This window comes from Micromonospora sp. NPDC049044 (genome assembly GCF_040649215.1).
Classification (GTDB): Bacteria; Actinomycetota; Actinomycetes; order Mycobacteriales; family Micromonosporaceae; genus Micromonospora.
Genome location: NZ_JBEZFA010000054.1, coordinates 1 through 20,008 on the forward strand (window position 1 = coordinate 1; position 20,008 = coordinate 20,008).

Annotated in this window: 16 protein-coding genes and 1 pseudogene; 5 read left to right on the plus strand and 12 right to left on the minus strand. The window is 73.3% G+C overall.

Features of this window, described 5'->3' with window-relative positions; genetic code table 11:
- A pseudogene (locus tag AB0B85_RS30675) lies at nt 1-254 on the minus strand (hypothetical protein); the annotation flags it as partial.
- Between the two features lie 16 nt (nt 255-270).
- The gene (locus tag AB0B85_RS30680; protein ID WP_357412726.1) at nt 271-900 is read right to left on the minus strand and encodes an RNA polymerase sigma factor; all 630 of its coding nucleotides are present in this window, start codon (nt 898-900) and stop codon (nt 271-273) included.
- A 539-nt stretch (nt 901-1,439) separates the two neighbouring features.
- Here AB0B85_RS30680 and AB0B85_RS30685 point away from each other — a divergent pair.
- Nucleotides 1,440-2,819, plus strand: a complete 1,380-nt coding sequence (locus tag AB0B85_RS30685; RefSeq protein WP_357412728.1) for a serine/threonine-protein kinase — start codon at nt 1,440-1,442, stop codon at nt 2,817-2,819.
- Between the two features lie 126 nt (nt 2,820-2,945).
- Entirely contained in the window at nt 2,946-4,208 is a 1,263-nt protein-coding gene (locus tag AB0B85_RS30690; protein ID WP_357412730.1) for a nucleotide sugar dehydrogenase, read from the plus strand.
- A gap of 187 nt (nt 4,209-4,395) precedes the next feature.
- On the opposite strand, the gene AB0B85_RS30695 is transcribed toward AB0B85_RS30690, so the two are convergent.
- The 4 genes from AB0B85_RS30695 to AB0B85_RS30710 all read right to left on the minus strand — a co-directional run bounded on the left by AB0B85_RS30695 (nt 4,396) and on the right by AB0B85_RS30710 (nt 9,690).
- A complete protein-coding gene (locus AB0B85_RS30695) occupies nt 4,396-6,870 on the minus strand; it encodes an ABC transporter permease (protein WP_357412732.1) in 2,475 nt (824 codons plus the stop codon).
- 147 nt (nt 6,871-7,017) lie between these two features.
- Entirely contained in the window at nt 7,018-7,683 is a 666-nt protein-coding gene (locus tag AB0B85_RS30700; RefSeq protein WP_357412734.1) for a response regulator transcription factor, read from the minus strand.
- Nucleotides 7,680-8,891 carry a sensor histidine kinase gene (locus AB0B85_RS30705; protein WP_357412736.1) on the minus strand — a complete coding sequence of 404 codons (1,212 nt, stop codon included), beginning with the start codon at nt 8,889-8,891 and terminating at the stop codon, nt 7,680-7,682. Before AB0B85_RS30705 ends, AB0B85_RS30700 begins: the two co-directional genes overlap by 4 nt.
- A gap of 88 nt (nt 8,892-8,979) precedes the next feature.
- Complete coding sequence (locus AB0B85_RS30710) at nt 8,980-9,690, minus strand: DUF305 domain-containing protein (protein WP_357412738.1); 711 nt, start codon at nt 9,688-9,690, stop codon at nt 8,980-8,982.
- A 138-nt stretch (nt 9,691-9,828) separates the two neighbouring features.
- Here AB0B85_RS30710 and AB0B85_RS30715 point away from each other — a divergent pair, with 138 nt between their 5' ends.
- Together AB0B85_RS30715 and AB0B85_RS30720 are read left to right on the plus strand one after the other, a co-directional pair.
- Entirely contained in the window at nt 9,829-11,259 is a 1,431-nt protein-coding gene (locus tag AB0B85_RS30715; RefSeq protein WP_357412740.1) for a hypothetical protein, read from the plus strand.
- A 161-nt stretch (nt 11,260-11,420) separates the two neighbouring features.
- Entirely contained in the window at nt 11,421-12,644 is a 1,224-nt protein-coding gene (locus AB0B85_RS30720; protein WP_357412742.1) for an SLC13 family permease, read from the plus strand.
- An 83-nt stretch (nt 12,645-12,727) separates the two neighbouring features.
- Here the strand turns inward: AB0B85_RS30720 and AB0B85_RS30725 are convergent, their stop codons facing one another.
- Genes AB0B85_RS30725 through AB0B85_RS30735 form a run of 3 tightly spaced genes read right to left on the minus strand, consistent with a single transcriptional unit; the run spans nt 12,728 to nt 16,174 of the window.
- Nucleotides 12,728-13,552: a MerR family transcriptional regulator gene (locus AB0B85_RS30725; RefSeq protein WP_357412744.1), complete on the minus strand. Its 825-nt coding sequence runs from the start codon at nt 13,550-13,552 to the stop codon at nt 12,728-12,730.
- A gap of 48 nt (nt 13,553-13,600) precedes the next feature.
- Complete coding sequence (locus AB0B85_RS30730; protein ID WP_357412746.1) at nt 13,601-15,202, minus strand: asparagine synthase-related protein; 1,602 nt, start codon at nt 15,200-15,202, stop codon at nt 13,601-13,603.
- 3 nt (nt 15,203-15,205) lie between these two features.
- Nucleotides 15,206-16,174, minus strand: a complete 969-nt coding sequence (locus AB0B85_RS30735) for a hypothetical protein (RefSeq protein WP_357412748.1) — start codon at nt 16,172-16,174, stop codon at nt 15,206-15,208.
- 200 nt (nt 16,175-16,374) lie between these two features.
- On the opposite strand from AB0B85_RS30735, the gene AB0B85_RS30740 reads away from it, so the two are divergent.
- Nucleotides 16,375-17,052: a PIG-L deacetylase family protein gene (locus tag AB0B85_RS30740; RefSeq protein ID WP_357412750.1), complete on the plus strand. Its 678-nt coding sequence runs from the start codon at nt 16,375-16,377 to the stop codon at nt 17,050-17,052.
- Here AB0B85_RS30740 and AB0B85_RS30745 read toward each other — a convergent pair.
- The 3 genes from AB0B85_RS30745 to AB0B85_RS30755 form a co-directional block, all read right to left on the minus strand.
- A complete protein-coding gene (locus tag AB0B85_RS30745) occupies nt 17,049-17,867 on the minus strand; it encodes an isocitrate lyase/phosphoenolpyruvate mutase family protein (RefSeq protein ID WP_357412752.1) in 819 nt (272 codons plus the stop codon). The two genes, AB0B85_RS30740 and AB0B85_RS30745, sit on opposite strands and share 4 nt — an antisense overlap.
- The gene (locus AB0B85_RS30750; RefSeq protein ID WP_357412754.1) at nt 17,864-18,898 is read right to left on the minus strand and encodes a cytochrome P450; all 1,035 of its coding nucleotides are present in this window, start codon (nt 18,896-18,898) and stop codon (nt 17,864-17,866) included. The genes AB0B85_RS30745 and AB0B85_RS30750 overlap by 4 nt, the downstream gene beginning before the upstream one ends.
- Before the next feature lie 75 nt (nt 18,899-18,973).
- Nucleotides 18,974-19,717, minus strand: coding sequence for a winged helix-turn-helix domain-containing protein (locus AB0B85_RS30755; protein ID WP_357412756.1), 744 nt, complete (start codon nt 19,715-19,717; stop codon nt 18,974-18,976).
- Between the last annotated feature and the right edge of the window lie 291 nt (nt 19,718-20,008).

A 20,008-nucleotide genomic window follows, 5' to 3' on the forward strand; every position in this document is an offset into this window, starting at 1 on the left:
ACGGACGGCGCCGGCGCGGCCCGAGCCGCCCGGAACGCGGCAAGCGCGGCATCCTCGCCGGCCAACTCGCCCGGCCGGGCCGGGCCGGCGGCCGCGGCGAGCAGGCCGGCCACCGGATCCGCAGCGGGTACGGCCACCGGCGACGACCCCGTGTCGACCCGGCCGACCTGGTCCGACGGGGCATGAACGTCAGCGCGGGCCGCGTCGAGCAGCCGTTCGGTTTCGGCATTGTCGACGCGCCGGAACGGGTTCATCCAGAATCCCCTCACGTCAGCCGTCCGCCGGCTCGGCGTGCGATGCCCGCAGGGATGGGCTGCCACCGGTGCGGGGCAGCGGCACCCCGTCGACCTCGGCCGACGGCTCGCCGCTCTGCCTTTCCAGCAGGGCGGCGAGCCGTCGCAGACCGCGATGGGCGGCGGTCCGGACGGCGCCGGCCCGACGGCCCAGCACCCGGCCGGCTGATCCCGCGTCCAATCCGATCACGGCTCTGAGCAGGACCGCTTCGGCTTCGCGGGGTGGCAGCGTGGCGATCAGTGCCAGGGCGGTCTCGGTGCCGATCGTCTCGCTGGCGCCCTCGGCGGTGTCCGCCGTGCTGGCCAGGTCGACGAGCGCGTGCACCGGGACCGGCAGGGACGGTCGGCGGCGCAGCCGGCGCAGGTGGTCCATCGCCCGGTTACGGGCGATGGTGACGGCCCAGGCGCGGAACTCGCCACCGGTGAAGGTGGGCAGGTCCCGGGAGATCTGTAGCCAGGTCTCGGAAGCGACGTCCTCCGCGTCCGAGCCGACCAGGGCGGTCAGATAGCGCAGCAGGCCCGGTTGGAGGCTGCGGTAGAGCAGGCGGAACGCGTCCTCGTCCCCCGCCTGCGCCGCGCTGACCGCCTCCGACAGCTCGGCTGTCATCCGCGACCCGTGGCGGGTCCGGCTCGCCCCGCCCCGCGTAGCCGCGGCGCGGCAGAGCACGCGGTATGACTCGTCCGACCGCCACACATCCGCCCCCGCACCGCCCTCCGCCGATCTGCTCCGACCCGTGACCGAGGTCGTCGGCCGGGATGCCTGGTGGCCGACGCCAGGGTCGATCGGCTCCGCGCGTCGACGGTCGAGGTGACCGGAGGCGCCGAGCCGGGCTAACGCTAGGACGGGGCCACCGAGGCGACAAGCCGGCACGTTGTCACGGAAGAGTGACAATTATCAACTCTGCGGGCCGGCGTGTCATCGTCACCGCCTGTGACCAGAGCGCGCAAACCAGACTGCGGCACGGCGTCTCGGTGAGCGCGGGGAATCGGCGGGCCGAAATATGTCACCTTTCGTCACCGAACGCTTCCACACCGTCACAAGAACGCGGCGTCCACAGAGGTCAACCGGCCGGTGCCGATGCTGTCACTCGTTCGGCGGACGGCCCGTGTCGCGCTCCCGCGCGCCACTCTGGGTACGGTATTGCGGTGTTGTCATCGGAGGTCGTGCTCAGCGGTCGGTACCGCCTGGACGAACGGGTCGCCACGGGCGGTATGGGCGACGTCTGGCTTGCCTCGGACCTGATCCTCGGCCGGCAGGTCGCGGTCAAGGTGCTGCTGCCGAGCCTGGTCTCCGACCCCGACTTCATCGCCCGGTTCCGGGCCGAGGCGCGGATCATGGCAGCGCTGCGGCACCCCGGCATCGTGCAGGTGTTCGACTGCGGCGCCGACGACCTGCCCGACGGCGCAGGTCGGGCGGACTACCTGGTCATGGAGTTCGTCGCCGGCGAGCCGTTGTCCAAGCGGATCGAGACGGCCGGCCGCCTCGACGTGGCCGAGACGATGTCGATCGTCGCCCAGGCCGCCTCGGCGCTGAACGCGGCGCACCGCGGCGGCATCGTGCACCGCGACGTCAAGCCCAGCAACCTGCTCGTGCTCGAGGACGGCACCGTCGTCCTGGTGGACTTCGGCGTGGCGCGTTCGCTCGACATCACCAGCATCACCAGCACCAACGCGGTGCCCGGCACCGCCCTCTACATGGCTCCCGAGCAGGCCGCCGGTCGACCGGTAAGCGGTGCCACCGACATCTACGCGCTGGGCGCGGTCACCTACTGCTGCCTCACCGGCAGTCCGCCCTTCACCGGCGACAACCCGCTCCAGGTGGCCGTCCGACACCTCGACGACGAGCCGCCGGAGCTGCCGCACGAGATTCCGGAGGCGGTCCGCGCCCTGGTGTACCGGGCGCTGGCCAAGGACCCACTCGAGCGTTTCAGCAGCGGCGCGGCGATGGCCGAGGCGGCCCGGACCGCGGTCACCGGCGGCGAGCCGCCGACCGCGCTGGCCGGGGCCGTTCCGCTGCGCGACGCCGGGCCGGGCACCCGCACCGACGGGCCGGTTGGCGCGGCGGTGGCAGGTGGGCCGCAGGTCGGGCGGGAGCGTCGGCGGGGTCCGTTGGTCGGCGCGGGGGTGGCAGTGCTCGTCGCCCTTGTCGGGCTCGGCGCGGCGCTCGGCGCGACGCGGGGTACCGGCGACGATCCGGCGGTCAACCTGCCGACCACCTCGCCGGCTGTGGCGCCGAGTGGCCCGTTGGAGCTGCCGGCGGGCAACGAGCAGGTCGCCACCGGTGGTCCGACCCGACCCGACCGGGCGGCGCCGCCCGGCAACTCGCCGTCGGCGTCGATTCCCGTTACGCCGAGCACGCGACCCAGTCAGACGAGCACCCCGCCGACGCCAACCGGGGCGCCGACGCTCACCACCCCGCCGACCAGCAGCCCGGCGAGCACCCCGGCGACCCCGCCGTCGGTGCCCCCGACGACCCCGCCGGACGGCCTGCCGACCGGTGGTCCGGACGTACCGGAGGGCAACTGAGCGCTCCGGGTTCGCCCAGCGCGGATAGTCCCACCAGCACCGATATCCCCAAAACGGACTTGCGTCACCCAACGCCCCTCTAGGCTCCTCGGCAGGTCATATCCACCATCTGCTGCGGGAGCCCGGGTGAACGCTGAAAAGCTGGTCGTGATCGGTCAGGGGTACGTCGGGCTGCCGCTGGCCATGCGCGCGGTGGAGGCGGGGCTGGACGTGGTCGGCCTCGACGTCGACGCCGACCGGGTGAAGCGTCTCGCCTCCGGCGAGTCGTTCGTCGAGGACATCCCGACCGACCGGCTGGGCCGCGCCCTGGGTAGCGGCCGATACCACCCCAGTACGGAGTACACGGATGCCGAGGGCTTCGACATCTGTGTCATCACCGTGCCGACCCCACTGCGCGACGGCACCCCCGACCTGAGCTTCGTCGAGCAGGCCGGTGTCGGCATCGGTCCGTACGTCCGGCCGGGGTGCACTGTGGTCCTGGAGTCGACCACGTACCCCGGCACGACCGAGGAGCTGCTGCGCCCACTGTTGGAGTCGGCGAGCGGACTGAGTAGTCCCGGCGACTTCCACCTCGGCTACAGCCCGGAGCGGATCGACCCGGGCAACCGGACCTGGCGGCTGGAGAACACGCCGAAGGTGGTCTCCGGCGTGGACGCGGCCTCGCTGGCCCGGGTGGACGAGTTCTACAAGCGGCTCGTGGACCGCACGGTGCCGGTGGGCTCGACCCGGGTGGCGGAGCTGACCAAGCTGATCGAGAACACCTTCCGCCAGGTCAACATCGCACTGATCAACGAGCTGACCATGCTCTCGCACCACCTCGACATCGACGTCTGGCAGGCGATCGACGCCGCCGAGACCAAACCGTTCGGCTTCCTGCCGTTCCGGCCCGGGCCCGGAGTCGGCGGGCACTGCCTGCCGATCGACCCGTGTTACCTGTCCTGGCAGGTCAAGCGCCGCCTGGGCCGGCAGTTCCGCTTCATCGAACTGGCCAACGACATCAATCACGAGATGCCCGAACACGTCTGCCAACGGATCATGGCGGGACTGAACCGGGACGGCCGGGCCGTCAGCGGGGCCCGGCTGCTGCTGCTCGGTCTGGCGTACAAGAAGAACACCGGCGACATGCGCGACTCCCCCGCGGTCGACGTGGCCCTCCGACTGCGGGGGTTCGGTGCCGAGGTACACGCGGTCGAGCCGTACGCCGAGGCGCACCACATCCCGGCCGGGGTGACAGTGGTCGGGCTCACCGAGCAGGAGGTACGCGCCGCCGACGCGGTGGTGGTGGTCACCGACCACGACACCTTCGACTACGACCTGGTGGTCCGGCACGCGCGCTACGTCTTCGACACCCGCAACCGGTGCGTCGGCCCGATGGTCGAGCGCCTCTAGACCCGGCACCGCTGGCCGGTCCCGCCGCCGCGCAAGACGGCGGGACCGGCCGGCGGATGTCCGTTGCCGCCCCGGCCGGCGGCACCTCGTCCGTTCCCGCCCCGGCCGGCGGCACCTCGTCCGTTCCCGTCCCGGCCGGCGGCACCGGGCGGTGACACCCGTCGACGGCCGGCCGGCCGCGGCGTCGTCACTGGTCGGCGAGCGCCTCGACGACCGGGCGGGACAGCGCCCGGCGGGCCGGCAGGACCGAGGCGAGCAGGGCGGCCAGCACCGCGACGCCCAGGATCAGCCCGAGCTGGCCGAGCGGCAGCACCACGTGGAAGTCCCCGCCGAGGCGGCTCAACAGGGCCATCGCGGAGGCGCTGACGCCGGTGCCCAGCCCCACACCGAGCACCGCACCGACAAGCGCCATCAGCACCGCCTCGACGGCGAGCACCGCCCGCATCCGGGCGCGGGTCAGCCCGACCGCCCGCAGCACGGCGTTCTCCCTGGTCCGCTCGACCACCGACAGGCTCAGCGTGTTCGCCACGCCGACCAGGGCGATCACCACGGCCAGGCCGAGCAGCGCGGTGACGAACGCGAGCACCATGTCCACGGTGCCGGTGAGCATGTTCTTGTACGCGCCCTGGTCCATCAGGTTCACCGTCGGATAACGGGCCAGCACCCCCTCGATCACGTCCCGGGCCTGCTCGGCGCTCACCCCGGCGGCGGGGTCGATCTCGGCCAGGAAACCCCGCTGACCGGGGAAGAGCGCGGCGAAGTCCGCGTCGGCCATGTCGATGACGTGACCCGCCGGCGCACCGTCGGCCGGCGTGTCGTCGGTGACCACCGCCGCCACCCGGAACGGCCGGTCCGCGACTGTCACCGGGGAGCCGACCCGCAGGCCGCGTGCCTGGGCCAACTCCTGGTGTACGAGCACCTGCCCGGGACCGACCCGGGTGGCGTCGCCGGCCAGCACCGCGCCCAGGGTCCGGCCGACGAGCGCCGGGTGGGCCGCCCGGATCTCGACGTCGTCGACGACAGTGTGACGCTGCTCGTGCACCACCCCCAACTCGGGACGGGCGGCCAGCTCACCGGTGAGCGCAGCCGGGAGATCCTGACCGATTCCGCTCACCACGAAGTCCGTCCCGACTTGCTCATCCACGCTGCGTTCGATGCCGTCCTTGGTGCTGCGTGCGCCGACCATGAAGGCCGACACCAGTCCGATCCCGATCACCAGGGCGGTGGCGGTAGCGGCGACCCGGCGCGGATTGCGGACCGTGTTGGCCACCGCCAGTGCGCCGGTCGCCCCGAGGACGCGCCGGACCGGCCAGCCGAACACCCGGGCCAGGGCCGGGACGAGCACCGGCCCGAACAGCACGATCCCGAAGAAGGTGAGCACCCCACCCGCCGCCACCAGCACCAGCTGGCCGGCGCTGGCGGCACCGGCCAGTGCGGCGACACCGACGGCCAGCAGCACCGCGCCGAAGGCCAACCGGAGCCGGCCGGCGCCCCGGCTCGGCTGCACCGCGGCGTCGGTGAGCGCGGCCACCGGCGCGACACGGGTGCCCCGCCAGGCCGGTAGCAGGGCGGCGCACACGGTGAGCGCGGTGCCCAGCAACAGACCGGTGAGCACTGTCGAACCGGTAACGGTCAGGGCTCCGGTGCCCAACACGTCCAGTTCGGACAGCAGCAGCCGCAGCCCGCCGGCGAGGGCCACCCCGAGCAGCACCCCGAGCGCGGAGGCGACAAGTCCGAGCACCGCCGACTCCAGCACGGCGGCCCGGAACACCTGCCCCCGGGTGGCGCCGATCAGGCGCAGCAGCGCGGTGCGCCGGGTGCGCTGGGCCAGCACTATCGCGAAGGTATTGGCGATCACGAAGCCGGCCACCACCACGGCGACCCCCACGAAGATCAACAGCAGCATCCGGAACTGGTCCGCGCTGCGGACCGCCTCCTCGACGGCCTCGTCGAGGATCCGCTGCCGGCTCTTCACGAGGGCTTCGCCGCCAGCCACGTCCCGCACCCGCTCGGTCACCGCCGCGACGGAGGCACCCGGACGGGCCGCCACCATGATCCGGCCGTATCCCCGCTGGCCGGTGAGGGCCAACGCGTCCGGCCCGACCAGGCCGACGAACGGCCCCCCGACGTCGCGGACGGTGCCAGCCACGTCGACGGTGCCCACCAGGGTGTACGGGCGGGCCGCGCCGCCACCGCCGCCGACCCGCACCTCCGCGCCGAGGGCGAAGCCCTCCTCGGCCGCCGTCGGCGCGTCGAGCACCACCTCCCCGGCCCGGTCGGGCAGGCGGCCGGCGACCACGTCGTACGAGCGCAGCGCCGGCTCGGTGGGGATGGCCACCAGCATCGTGAAGCCGAGCACCGGACGGCCGTCGGAGCCGAGGATCCCGGCGGTGTCCGTCAGTTCACCAGCCGCGGCGGCCACCCCGTCGACCGCGCGCACCCGGTCGACCAGGGCGGGGGCCAGCGCCTCCCGGCCGGCGGAGTAGACACCCAGGTCGGTGTGCCGGTCGAAGGTGCCGGCCCGCTCGTACGCCCCGGCGCGCATCCCGTCGACGAAGATCATGGTGCCGGCCACGAACGCGACCCCGAGCACGACGGCCAGCGCGGAGAGCAGCATGCGCAGCGCCTCGGCACGCAACGAGCGCAGGGTCAGGCGGATCATGCGGAGCTCCCGGTGCAGGTGACGGATCGGACCCCTCCGACGCTATGGCCGGAGCTGGTCAGTCGATCTCCACCTGCGCGCTCGACCTGCCTGCGCCGCGGGTCGCGGTGCGCCCATCACCCACTACGACCCAGGTCGTACGCGGCGTCATCCGCCGGGTGTGACAAGCCCGCTCTCGTACGCCAGGACCACCGCCTGGACCCGGTCGCGCAGGTGCAGCTTCGCCAGGATCCGACCGACGTGGGTCTTCACCGTCGCCTCGGCCACGTGCACCCGGGCGGCGATCTCCGCGTTGGACAGGCCCTGGGCGACAAGCAGCAGCACCTCCCGTTCCCGCTCGGTGAGCTGGGTAAGGCGAGGGTCCGCGCTCGGTGCGGCGCCGAGCTGCCCGGCGAACCGGTCCAGCAGCCGCCGGGTGATCGACGGGGCCACCACCGAGTCGCCCCCGGCCACCACCCGGATCGCGGCCAGCAACTCCTCCGGCGGGACGTTCTTGAGCAGGAACCCGCTCGCCCCGGCCTGTAGCGCGGCGAACGCGTCCGCCTCGGTGTCGAAGGTGGTGAGCACCAGCACCCGGGGCGGGCCCGCGGGCCGGTCGGCGCAGAGCCGCCGGGTCGCCTCCACCCCGTCCATCGTGGGCATCCGGATGTCCATGACGACCACGTCGGCCTCGGTGCGGGAGAGCACCCGCAGGGCGTCCGCGCCGTCGATCGCCTCCCCGACCACCTCCAGGTCGGGCTGGGACTCGAGCACCATCCGGAACCCGGCGCGGACCAACGCCTGGTCGTCCACGATCACCACCCGGACCGTCATGCCGCGATCACCTCCGTTGCCGGCTCCGACGGTAGCGGTAGCCGCACTTCGAGCTGCCAGCCCCCGGCCGGCCGGGGGCCGACGGTGAGGGTGCCGTCGTACACAGTGACCCGCTCCCGCATGCCGAGGAGACCGTGACCGCCGGACGGTGCCGGGCTGACCAGCGGCCGGCCCCGGCCGTCGTCGCGGACCCGGACCACGACGGCCCCGACGGTGTGGGTCAGGACGACCTCGACGCCGGCGCCGACGCCGGCGTGCTTGAGCGCGTTGGTGAGCGCCTCCTGCACCACCCGGTAGATGGTCAGCTCCAACCCGGGCGGCAGCGCCGGCTGCTCGCCGGTGACGGTGCTGCGGATGTGCAGCCCGGCGTCGCCGAAGCGAGCCAGCAGGTCGGGCAGCTCGGCCAGGGCCAGGCGCCGGTGTTCCGGGTCGGCGGCGGCCACGAGCCCGTCGCCGCCGGCCGGGCCGGCGTCGCGCAGGACGCCCACCAACCGGCGCATCTCCTCAAGCGCCGAGCGGCCGGTGTCCGCGACCACCTTCACCGCGGTGCGGGCCTGGGCGGGGTCACGGTCGAGCATGAACCGCGCGCCGTCGGCCTGGACGATCATCACCGCCAGGCTGTGCGCGACCACGTCGTGCAGCTCACGGGCGATCCGGGTGCGCTCCTCGGCGACCGCCGCCCGGGACTCGGCCTCCCGTTCGCGTTCCAGGGTGGTGGCCCGTTCCTCAAGGCTGAGTACGTAGAGCCGGCGGGTCCGCACGTTCAGCGCGACCAGCCACACCGCACCGGTGACCAGCGCGTACCACACCGAGGTGATCCACCAGACGATGACGCCGGGGGTCTGCACGGCGGCGAGCACCGCGCCCACCGCGGCGACCACGCCGGCGAGCACCCCGGTGCGCAGCCGATCGCCGTACTTCACCACGCTGTAGAGCGCGATCAGGACGGCGACGTCGAAGGGCAGCGGACCCCAGCGGGCGATCACCTGCACCAGGGCGAGCACGGCGACCACCACCGTCACCGCGCCCGGGCGGACCCGGCGGAACAGCAGCGCCACGGCCATGCCCAGACAGACGATCGCGGCCGCCCAGCCGCCCGCCAGGTTCGCCGCGCCGGCCAGGCCGATCAGGGCCACCACGGCGGAGACGGCCACGTCGAAGGCGACGCCGCGCAGCGGGCGACCGAACATCGTGCGTCTCACGGTCACCCAGCGTACGTGCCGGCAGGCGTGGCCAGCGCGCCTCGGCCGGGCCGGACCGTGCGGTGATCCCGCCGGTCGGCCCGACCGGCCCGGCTCACCGGTCGAGGACCTCGCGCATCCGGTCGATCTCGACGGTCTGCTCGGTGGCGACCGAGGTGGCGAATTCGTTGAGTGTGAGGTCGGACCCGACGGTGAGCAGGTTGGTGGCCATCTCGATGGCGCCCTGGTGATGCTCGGTCATCATCCGGACGAAGAGCCGGTCGAAGGCCGCGCCACGGCTGGCGGCGAGCTGCCGCATCGCCTCGGGTGACTGCATGCCGCGCATGGTGCCGTGGTCGTGCCCCGCGACCTCCGCCGGGAGGCCGCGGGTCTGCAACCAGCCCCGCATCATGCCGATCTCCGGTTCCTGACTGGCCCGCATGCGCTCGGCGAGGGCCCGGATGTCGGGGTCGGCAGCGCGGTCACCGGCGAGTTGCGCCATTTCGAGCGCCTGCGCGTGGTGCGGGATCATCATCCGGACGAACCAGACGTCCAAGGAGTTGTGCGGCGCGGGGCCGGCGTCGCGGACCTCGTGGGCCGCGCGGGTGGCCGCGACCTCACCGGGGCGGCCGGGCGCGATGACGGTCAGGTCGGTGGGGACCGGGCTGGCTGTCGGCGAGGTGGGCGCGGGGGTGGCGGGTGCGGAGGCCGACCCGGCGGCGCCCGTCGCGGCGTCGCCGCCGGCGCGGGTCACCACCACGGCCACCAGCGCGAGCATGACGGCCAGTGTGACAATCGCCAGGGTTCGGGCGCGCCGGTCGGTCATGGGCCACTCCCTGAAGTCGAGGTCATCGCGATGCTACCCATTGATGGAGTCACTTTAATGTGACCCCCATCACATCGACGATCTTCGCAGGACGGTAAGGTGTCGACAATCATCTCCCCCTTGCGAAGGGCCTCGCCGATGATCAAATTCCACCTGCCCCGGCCACGACACCTGCGCATCGTGGCGCTCGCGACGACCGGCCTCCTCGTCGCCAGCGCGCTCGTCGCCCCGGCCAGCAACGCCCAGGTGGCGCCGCAGCCGGCGCCCGCCGCCGCGATCCCCGGCGTCGACGAGATCGTCAGCAGTCCCAACCTGCGTCAGATCGCCAACGTGCCAAAGGTCGCCCCCCTGGACGCGACGAACAGCGACATCGCCTTCCAGGGCAAGTACGCGTTCGCCGGCAACTACAACGGCTTCGTCATCTACGACATCTCGCGGCCCAGCGCCCCGACGGTCACGGCCCGGGTGCTCTGCCCGGGGTCGCAGAACGACATCTCCGTGCACGGCGACCTGCTCTTCCTCTCCACCGACTCGTCACGCAGCGACGACTCCTGCAACAGCACCGCGCAGGGGGCGGACGTGAAGGACTCCTGGGAGGGCATCAAGGTCTTCGACATCAAGGACAAGGCCAACCCGCGCTACATCAAGTCCGTCGAGACGGCCTGCGGCTCGCACACCCACACCCTGGTGCCGGGCAAGGACCGCAAGGCCGTCTACCTGTACGTGTCGTCGTACAGCCCGCGGGCCGAGTTCCCGGACTGCCAGCCGCCGCACGACTCCATCTCGATCATCAAGGTGCCACTGAAGAAGCCGACCGACGCGGCAGTGGTCGCCACGCCGAACCTCTTCCCGGACGGCGGCTTCGCCGGCGGGCCGGGCTCGGCGACCACCGGTTGCCACGACATCACCGCGTACCCGTCGAAGGACCTCGCCGCCGGCGCCTGCATGGGTGACGGGATCCTGCTCGACATCAAGAACCGGGAGGCGCCCCGGGTCATCAACCGGGTCCGGGACACCGTCAACTTCGCGTTCTGGCACTCGGCCACCTTCAACAACTCCGGCACCAAGGTGGTCTTCACCGACGAGCTGGGTGGCGGCGGGGCGGCGACCTGCAACGAGGCCATCGGACCCAACCGGGGCGCGGACGCCATCTACGACATCGCCGGCCGCGGTAACGCCCGGACGATGACCTTCCGCAGCTACTACAAGATCCCCCGGACCAACGCGGACACCGAGAACTGCGTGGCGCACAACGGCTCGCTGGTCCCGGTGCTCGGTCGGGACATCATGGTCCAGGCGTGGTACCAGGGCGGCATCTCGGTCTGGGACTTCACCGACTCGGCCAACCCGAAGGAGATCGCCTTCTGGGAGCGCGGCCCGCTCTCGACCGAGAGGCTCGTCGGCGGTGGCACCTGGTCCGCGTACTACTACAACGGCCACATCTACTCCAACGACATGGTGAAGGGCCTGGACGTCCTGGAGCTGAACGACTGGCGGACCTGGACGGCCAAACTGACCCGCTACCCCGAACTCAACGTGCAGACCCAGCCCAGCTACCTGGGCTGGTAGGCACCACACCGCACCGGGTCCGGTCCCCCGATCCATGGGGGGCCGGACCCGGCCCTGTTCGGGCAGGTCCGCCCACGTCCCCTCGGCGGCCGGCCGCCGCGATCGTGGGGCTGGTCACCACGGCGGGCGACAGACCGGCAGCCGTGGGAACGTGGTCAGACGTGAAGCCTGCCGCCGTCGCCGACGCACCGCCCGAGCCGACCAGCCGCTGGCGACCCCACCCGCTTGATCTGGTGGCCGTCGTCCTCGCGGCACTCGGGGTGGGTTGCGCGCTGAGCGGGCTGCTGCCCGCGGCGGAGACCACCGCCACCCTGCACCGGGTCCTGCCGCTTCTGCTCTTTCTCGGCACCGTGATCGTGCTCGCCGAACTGACCGCCGTGGCCGGTGTCTTCGACGTGCTGGCCAGCCAACTGGCCATCGCCTCCCGGGGCAGGTGGGCGGCGTTGTTCCTGCTCTGTGGTGGCCTGGCCACGCTTACCACCCTCGTACTCAACCTCGACACCACCGCCGTGCTGCTCACCCCGGTGCTGCTCGCCCTGGCCCGCAACCTGCGGGTGCCGGCCGCCCCGCTCGCAGTCACCACCGTCTGGTTGGCGAACACCGCCAGCCTGCTGCTGCCGGTGTCGAACCTGACCAACCTGCTGGCCGCCGACCGGGTCGGGTTGACCCCACTGGCCTACGCCGAGCGGATGGCGCTGCCGCAGCTCGCCGCGGTGACGGTCACCATGGCACTGCTCTGGTACGTGTGGTGGCGGCGGGACCGACCGGCCGGCGGGCGTTTCGTACCGCCGAAGCGGCACCTGCCGGCGGACCCGGTGCTGCACCGCGTCGCACTCGCCGGCTGCCTGCTCTTCGTCGCCGGCATCCTCGCCGGGGTGGAGATCGGTCTCGCCTCGGCCGTCGCGCTCGCACTGGTGCTTGTCGGGTTCGTCGTCCGCTCCCCCGCCACGCTGCGCCTGCGGCTGGTGCCGGTGCGGCTGCTGCTCTTCGTCGTCGGGCTGTTCCTGGTGGTGCAGACCCTCGGTCAGCACGGGCTGGACGACCTGGTCGCCGGCCTGCTCGGCGCCGACGACGGGGCGCTCGGCGCGCTGCGGGCCGGCGGCACCGGGGCGCTGCTGTCGAACGGCGTGAACAACCTGCCGGCCTACCTGGCCGGCGAGGCGGTGCTGCCGGCCACCGACCACACCCGCCTGCTGGCCCTGCTGATCGGCACCAACGTCGGCCCGCTGGCCGCGCCCTGGGCCTCGCTCGCCACCCTGCTGTGGTTCGAGCGGTGCCGGGCGGCCGGGGTGACGGTGCCGTCGACCCGCTTCGTGCTGAGCAGCACCCTGCTCGCGGTGACCGGCACGCTCGCCGCGGTCGGCGCGTTGCTGCTGGTGAGCTGAGCTGCCCAGGGCGGCACCGGCGGGCTGGTCCCCAGCCCGCCGCCGTCGGGTCCCCGCCACGAGGACCCGACGGCAGGGTCGGGTCAGTCCCGGTGCACCGCGAGCTGCATCTCGGTCACGCCCTTTTCCGGCTCGTCCGCGCAGTAGTCCAGGTACACCTCGCGGGCGAAGCCGTCGGCGCGGTAGCCGTTGTCGTCGATCCATCGGGCCAGCACCTGCATGCTCTGCTCGACGTCGGCCATCGCGCCGTGGTGGACGATCGTCGCGGCGGAGCCCAGCGCGGGCAGGTCGCGTACCTCGACGTCGGGGACTGTCGACGCCGCGACGGTCACCCCGGCGTGCACCAGCACCGCGTCGCCGTCACCCGGCGCGGCCGGCTCGTACCAGGCGATCGCCGGCCCCGTCGGGGTGATGCCGGCGGCGGCCAGCCGGCGGAACAGCTCCGGGTAGAGCGGCCCGATCACCGGGCCGATGTCCTGGCCCTGGTAGCTCGGCGCGACAGCGGTCAGCTCCGCGAGGCGCACCTGTGGAACTTCCTTCAGGACGACGTCCTGGGTAGTCATGGTTCCCTCCGACTCGATCATCCGGAGCCTCGCCTCGACCGCTGCCAACCGGGCGGCGTCCGCCGCCAGTTGCTCTTCCAACTGGGTCCGGCGTAGCCGCAGCATTCCGCGCAACTCGACCACGTCGACGGCGTCGTCGACGATGACCCGCACCTGCTCAAGCGTGAGGCCCAGGTCCTTCAGGGCGATCACCCGGTTGAGCCGGCGCAGCTGGTCCGCGCGGTAGAACCGGTACCCGGTGTGCGGGTCGACGGCGGCCGGACGCAGCAACCCGACGTTGTCGTAGTGGCGCAGCATCCGCACCGACACCCGGCCCAGCCGGGCGAAGTCTCCGATGGTGAACATGATCCCCTCACGCTCGTCCCTGACACGGTGTCAGAGTCAAGCGTGGGGTCAACCGACCGACGAGCGGCGGGCCGGGCGCGGGCCGACCAGTCGACGGACCATCGGCGCGGCGTTCCACCTGGCGGCACCGACCAGATCGCGGGCATGCTCCAGGACTGTGTAGTCGGGCCGGTCGAGCCCGTCGGCGATGGCACGGTCGAGGTCGTTGCCGCACCGGCTCAGCACCGAGTCGAAGTCGCGGCGCACCGGCTCCTGCAGGTCGTAGCCGAACGAGCGGTGCAGCCGGGCGAAGAGCGGTTTGTACAGGCGGACCCGCTCGTGCAACCCCGACGAGTACGACATCGGGTTCTTCGGCCGGCGCAGAATGTAGTCGGGCAGCACGTCGGCGAACGCCCGCCGGACGATCCACTTCTCCTGCCCGTCGCGCAGCTTCAGGTCCAGTGGCAGCCGCATCGCCAGCTCCACCACGCTGAGGTCGAGGAACGGCACGCGGGCCTCCACGCCGTGGCCCATCGCGGCCCGGTCCACCCGCTGCAACTCCGTCCGGCACAGGTTGCGGATCCGGTGCAGGAACAGCCGGCGGGCCGCGGCCGGGCCGACCTGGTGGTACATCGGATATCCACCGAACAACTCGTCCGAGCCGTCACCGGTGAGCACCACCTTGATGCCCAACTCCCGCAGGCGCCGGAAGATCGGCACCGAGACCACCGCGTTGATGATGTCGCCGTACTCGGTCAGCTCGGAGATCCGGATCGCCTCGCGCACGTCGGCGAGCCGGATGTCGCGCGGGCGCAGCTCGACCACGACGTGCGGCACGTCGAGGTCGGCGGCGAGCCGCCGGGCGTACGCGACGTCGGGGCTGTCGGCGACGCCGACCGTCACCGCGACGCAGTCCGGGTGGATGTCGCGTACCTGCCGCAGCGTCAGTGAGCTGTCCAGCCCACCGGAGAGCACCACCCCGACGGTCAGGTCGGTCTCCACCCGCATCCGGATGGCGTCACTCAGCGCGGCCCGAACGAGCAGGGCGGCCTCGTCCGGGTCGTCGATGACCGGCAGGCCGGCGCCGATGGTGAGCAGGTCGACGTACGGGTTGAGGCGGACCGGCCCATCCACCTCAGCCCAGCCGTGGTGCCCCGGCGGCACCTCGGTGATTGGTGCGCCGTGCCCGACGAGCGCCTTCACCTCGGAGGCGAGCTGCAGGCAGCCGGGCCGACGCGACAGGTACAGCGGTTTGACCCCGAGCGGGTCGCGGGCCAGGTAGGCCCGGCCGGTGCTCCGCTCGACGGCCGTGAACGCGTACTCGCCGCGCAGTCGGGTCACCGCCGCCTCGCCCCACTGCTGGAACGCGGCGAGCAGCACCTCGGTGTCGCTCTCGGTGCGGAACGCCTGACCCAGCCGGGTCAGCTGCGTGCGCAGCTCCCGGTAGTTGAAGATCTCCCCGTTGAAGCAGAGCAGCCAGCGCTCGTCGGTCGAGGTCCAGGGTTGCACCGCCCGATCCCGGTCGACGACGCGCAGGCGGCGGGTGCCGGCGAGCAGCCCGCGCTCGGACCGGGTTTCGGTGACCTCGCCGCGCGGGGCCAGGACGGCGAGCATCCGGCGGAAGGTCGCCGGATCGGCCTCGGGTCCGATGCTCAGGGCGATGCCGCACACGGTTCAGACCCCCATCTCGGCCTCGTACGCGCGGCGTAGCCGGCGCCGGGCGGCGGGCGCGAGGCACAGGTGCCACGCCTGCCCCTCGTCGATCACGTTGATCTCGCCGGCCTCCTGTCGGGCCAGCAGCAGTTCCGCGAGCGCCTGGCGCGCACCGAAGCGTTCGAACCAGCTCAGCTCGACGTCTGCCGAGTAGCCGAGACAGTGCCCGCTGGGCAGCATCGCGGCGTAGCCCAGCCGGCGCAGCCGGTACTGGTGTTCGGCACTGCGGACCAGGCTGGTCACCCACAGCGGTGGGGTGTTCGGCGGCGCGGCGGCGGCGAACTCCCGCGCGAGGTCGTTGAGCAACGCCACCACCTCCCGGCGGGCGCGACGGAACAGCAGTCCGGCGGTCTGCGGGGTGGCGTCCGGGCGCAGTCGGCGTCGCAGGCCGCGGGCGGCACGGCCCAGCAGGGTCGCGGGCTGCTCCTGGTAGCGGAACCGCAGCAGGTCGCGGCGACGCAGCCACTCCAGGTCGACAAGCTCGGCGCTGCCGTTCACCTGGTCGTCGGTGACGAACGTGGGGGCGTCCTGCCACCACAGCACGTCGATGCGGGAGAGCAGGTAGATCCGCACCAGCGCGCTGAGGTCGGCCGCCGAGGTGCGCTCGTTGGGCTGGTAGCGGGCCATCTCCAGCAGCAACGTCTCGCGGGCCCCGATCAGCCCCTGCGGGGTGGCGTCGAGGACTGCGGCCAGCGCCGGCTCCCGTAGCCGCTCGTCGACGAGCACCTGGCGGGCCCGGGTGCTCGCCGCGTCGGCCAGGGCACCGACCTCGATCAGCAGTTCGGCGACGGCGGCCCGGTAGGCGGCCAGGTCGGGCTCGACGGCTGGCCGGCGGCGCGCGGTGCTGCCGGTGGGCCGGCGGCGCGGCGGCGCGGTGGGTGAGACGGGCGAACCAGGTTGCTGTCCCGGACTACGGCTGGGCACTCGCATGACGGGGGTCCCTTCTCCGCTCGCGGCACTGGGTGGATCGCCCTGAAACCCACCGTAATCAGCCGGACTGGGATGGATCGAACAATCCTCCGATTCACCCCTAACGGAGCCGGACCTCGCGCTCACCGCTACGCCGAACGGCGGCACGGGAGGTACCTGCGCGTGATCAGACGCTGACGGATTGCCGCCATACTTCGTCAATGGCTGACGACACCGCACCGACCTCGCTGACGGCGAACGGGGCGAATCCCTTCGCGACGACCACACTGCGCACCGCTCTGGTGATCGTCGCCCACCCGGACGACGAGGCGCTGCTCTGCGGCGGCACCATCGCCCGGATGACCCAGGCCGGGATGGGCGTCCACGTCGCCGCCCTGTCGCACGGGGGGCAGGGCCGGGACAAGGCCTTCGACGCCTGCTGCGAGCTGCTCGGGGCCTCCGGCGAAGTGGGCGACCTGGCCTCCAACGACCTGCGTACCGACGGAGACCTGGTCACCCTCACCGATGCGTTGATCGATGCCCGCCGCCCGGATGTCGTGATCACCCACGGCCCCGGCGCCGGGCAGAACCAGGACCACAACGCGATCTGCCACGCCGTGCGGATCACCGTCAGCCGCAGCCGTCATCCGACGATGCTCCTGCTCGGCCACCCGACCTTCGCCACCACCGACTTCCGACCGACCTTCTTCGTGGACGTCACTGACGTCTGGTGCGCCAAGATGAAGGCGGTCGCCGCGTACCAGCAGATCCTCGACCGGGACTACATGACCGAGGAGTACCTGCGGGTCAAGAGTCGGTGGTGGGCCCAGGTGGCCGGCCTCGACCGAGGGCTGTGCGAGGCCTTCGAGGTGGGCCTGTGGCGTCCCGCACCTGCCTAGCGGCTGTCCCGCTGGCCGGATTCGCCGTCCGCAGGCACCAGGCCCTGCACCTCGGCGTACGACGACAGCCCCGACGCAGCGACGGGCCCGCCCGCCCGGACCGCGTCGGCGGCGGTGACCGCCGCGGCGAGCGCCGCCCGGAACAGCAGCGAGCCGGTGCTGACCCGGGCGGCCCCGGCCCGGCCCAGCTCGTCGAGCGTCGGCCCGCCCGGCTGGTACAGCGCGTTGAGCGGACCGTCGACCCACTCGCTGAGCACGCGCAGCGTCCCCAGGTCGACGGTGCCCGGCACGAAGATCCCGTCCGCGCCGGCGGCCCGGTAGGCCCGGGCCCGGGCCACTGTCTGCGGCAACGGCTCCGGCACCCCCAGCCACCACGTGTCGACGCGGGCGTTGACGAACAGGTCCGGCACCGCCGCCTTCACGGCCGCGACCTTGTCGGCCACGCACTCCGGATCGGCAAGCGTGCCGTCGGCGCGCCCGTCCTCCAGGTTGATCCCGACCACACCCAACCCGGCCAGCTCCGCCACGTACCCGGCGACCGCCGCCGGGTCGTCATCGAACCCGGCCTCGACGTCGACGCTGAGCAGCACCGGCAGGCGGGCCAGCCGACGGGCCAGATCCAGGGTCTCCACGGCGGTGGCCGCGGTGCCGTCGGGCCGTCCTGCGGCGGCGGCGACCCCGAGGCTGGTGGTGCCGATCGCCAGGTGCCCGCGCGCCGCGAGGGCCGCCGCCGACGCGTGGTCCCAGGCGTTCGGCAGTAACAGCGGTCGGCCTGTGTGATGCAGGGCGCGGAACTCCGCACACCGGTCGGTCATCGGACGCTCACCTCCAGGGTCTTCGGCACCGTCAGGGTCGGGTGCGGCTCGTGGCACAGCGGGGCGCCGGTGCGCCGGCAGCGTGCGCGCAGCACGTCGAGCACCCCGGTGGCGAGGGCCAGCGCGTGCCGGTCGCCGGGGCAGCCGCGCTCCCCCGCACCGAAGGTCAGCAGGCCGGCACCGGCACGGCCCGGCCGGAACGCCGCCGGCTCGGCGAACACCGTCGGGTCACGGTTCGCCGCGTCGAAGCGCAGGAGCACCGGGCTGCCCGCCGGCAGTTCCCGCCCGCCCAGTCGCACCGTGCCCACGGTGACCCGCCGGGTCGCCCGTACCGGCGGGTCCAGCCGCAGCACCTCGGCCAGCAGCTCCGCCGTCGGTACCGCCGGCGACGGGCCACCACCCAGCCCGGGCAGCAGGTGGTGGGCGGCGCCGCCGATCAGACCGGCGGTCGCGTCGCACGCCTGGACCAGCAGGCCGATCAGGTTCGCGCGTACCTCCGGCGCGGCCGGCGGCAGCGCCGCCAGCAGCGTCGCGACCGCCCGGTCGGCCCGCCGGACCAGGGCCACGTCAACCCCCGGGTGGTACGCCGCCGCGACGACAGCGACCGCCGTTCCGGCGGCGGCCGGTTCGGCGAGACCGAGCCGCCCGGCCAGCACCCGCAAGGGCACCGACCGGGCCAGTGCACGCATCACGTCGAGGCGGTCGCCGGCCTCGTCCAGGACGGCAGCGGTCCGCTGGGCCGCCTCCTGCCGCAGCTCGCCCGGGTCCAACGTGGTCAGCGCGCCGACCACTATCGACCGGCGCTCGGCGTGTCGGGGCGGCTCGCTGAACCTGCTCACCGAGGCACGCAGCCAGGCGAGCGTGCCGGGCGGACCGCTGTCGACAGCGGGAACCCGAAACGCCGGGTCGGTGAGCGCCGCCCGCACGTCCGCGTGCCGCGTAACCCACCAACCGCGCTCCGGCGCGAACGAGGGTGGGCCGCACTGCGGTGTTCCGGCGGCGGGTGGGAGGTCGGGCCAGGTGTCAGTCACGGCTCGACGGTAGGACCGGGATCGTTCGGTCCGCGCCGAACGATCCCGCCCCGGCCGACGGGCCCGGCCGACGGGTCAGGCGCGGCCGCTGGCGGGTGCCGGGGACGGGGCGGGCGCGAGGGCGGCCGTAGGGACGTCCAGGGACTCGGCGAGGGCGGTGCGACCGGCCGGGGTGAGCCGGACCGCGCGACCGGTGCCCGGGGTGATCCAGCCCAGGTCGGTGAAGCGGCCGCACAGCGCCGCGCCGAGCGCTCCGGCCAGGTGCGGGCGCCGCTCGGTCCAGTCCAGACAGTCGCGGACCACCGGGCGTCGAGCGGCGCGCAGGGCAGTCACCGGTACGCCCAGCTCGCCCGCCCACGCCCAGCCCGCGGCGGTCACCGTCAGGCCGCTGGAGCGGTCCAGTCGTCCGTCGGCCACCAGCGCGTCGTACATCAACACACCCAACCGCCCGGCCAGGTGGTCGTAGCAGGTCCGGGCGTACGCCAGGGCGGCGCTGACCACTGACGCGCGCAACGACCCGGACGGGGTCGGTGCGGCCGGCGCGTGCCCGGCCAGCTCCTCGATCAGCCGGGCCACCGACGGCCCGGCCAGCCGCAGGTAGCGGTGGCGGCCCTGCCGCTCCTCGACCAGCAGGCCGCCGTGCACCAGTCGGGTGAGGTGGTCGCTTGCCGTCGAGGGCGCGACCCCGGCCCGCCGGGCCAGCTCGCCGGCCGTCCAGGCCCGGCCGTCGAGCAACGCCAGACAGATACCGGCCCGGGTGCCGTCGGCCAGCAGGCCCGCCAGCTCGGCCATCGCGCGGCCCTGGGTGCCATCACTCATGCCGTCATCATCGCCCCGACGGGCGGCGCACCGATCTTCCGGGTCCGGCGCGCGCCGGACAGCCGCGTCGCCCGCTCACTGACGACCACCGGCCCGACGAGCGTGGCGTTCCGCGGCCGCATGCCACCAGGCGGGCGGGCTCGGGTTGGCGGCCGTCGCGGTCGGCTGGTCCGGGTGCAGGCCGAGTCCGCGCAGCGCAGCAGCCTGGACACGGATGCCGACCCAGCCGTGCCATCGACCGTCATCGCGGACACCACAACTCAGATCGACGGCGATCGCGTCCGCCACGAA